Origin of the sequence: Tepidimonas fonticaldi, from assembly GCF_001675355.1 — a bacterium.
Lineage (GTDB): Bacteria > Pseudomonadota > Gammaproteobacteria > Burkholderiales > Burkholderiaceae_C > Tepidimonas > Tepidimonas fonticaldi.
The window spans coordinates 1-953 of the sequence record NZ_LZDH01000054.1; the positions used below are offsets into that span (position 1 = coordinate 1).

The 953-nt window shown below is 56.6% G+C and carries 2 protein-coding genes; both read left to right on the forward strand.

Features of this window, described 5'->3' with window-relative positions:
• Positions 1-18: 18 nt before the first annotated feature.
• Complete coding sequence (locus A9O67_RS13575; RefSeq protein WP_197484445.1) at positions 19-492, forward strand: IS110 family transposase; 474 nt, start codon at positions 19-21, stop codon at positions 490-492.
• A complete protein-coding gene (locus tag A9O67_RS13580; protein WP_197484446.1) occupies positions 476-949 on the forward strand; it encodes a transposase in 474 nt (157 codons plus the stop codon). The genes A9O67_RS13575 and A9O67_RS13580 overlap by 17 nt, the downstream gene beginning before the upstream one ends.
• Positions 950-953 lie beyond the last annotated feature (4 nt).

The following is a 953-nucleotide window of genomic DNA, read 5'->3' on the forward strand; positions in this document are numbered from 1 at the left end:
GTGTAAGAGGGTTCAGCCATGTTGTCTTCTGTTGGAATCGACACTGCCAAAGCCACTTTGGAAATCTGCATCAAACCTCAGAAAATCCGCTTCGAAGTGGCCAACAACTCCGCAGGCTTCGAGGCGTTGCTTGAGCGTCTGAAGGACTTCAATATCAGTCGAGTGCTGATCGAAGCGACAGGCGGCTACGAGAAAGATGTGTTGATCGCCCTGGCCTCAGCAGGACTGGAAACCATCTGCATCAACCCAGCCCGTGCCCGAAAATTCGCCGATGCCATGGGCAAAAAAGCCAAAACCGACAAGATCGACGCCGAAGTCCTTGCGGACTTAGCTGCACACCTCAGCGCCCCTCAAGGCCAACCGGTCAGCCCTGAACGCGAAGAGCCGCGAGAGCTGGTGAAGCAGCGCGCCCAATTTGTGCAGAGCCGTGATGACGACAAGCGGCGTACGCCAGCCATGTCGCTCGGCAACAGTGATGGCCCACTTCGATGAGCATATAGAGCAGCCGAAAGTGCTGATTAAACGCCTCGACGAAGAAATTGATCAGGCGATGGTGCAACTGGACGATACCAGGGCGCGTCAGTTATTGGCAGTGACCGGAATCGGTCGAGTAACCGCCGCAAATCTGCTCGCATCACTGCCTGAACTGGGGCAGTTGGACCGCCGGCAGATCGCCGCTCTGGTGGGCGTAGCGCCTTACAACAACGATAGTGGTAGCCATCGAGGGCAACGCCAGATATGGGGTGGGCGGGCCCATGTAAGGCGAGTGCTGTACATGTCAAGCTGGATCATCATCCGTCACAACACAGAAGTTAAAGCACGCTACGAAGCACTTCGGGCACGTGGCAAGTGCGCCAAGGTTGCACTCGTGGCTTGCAGACGGGTCCGGATCGTCAGGCTGAATGCAATGCTGCGGAACAATACCCCTTGGCGAGTGCAAACAGCCTGATCAG

Bases quoted from the DNA above. Each gene is read 5' to 3' on its own strand.
- A9O67_RS13575 (WP_197484445.1), top strand. From the start codon at position 19: ATGTTGTCTTCTGTTGGAATCGACACTGCCAAAGCCACTTTGGAAATC.
- A9O67_RS13580 (WP_197484446.1), top strand. From the start codon at position 476: ATGGCCCACTTCGATGAGCATATAGAGCAGCCGAAAGTGCTGATTAAA.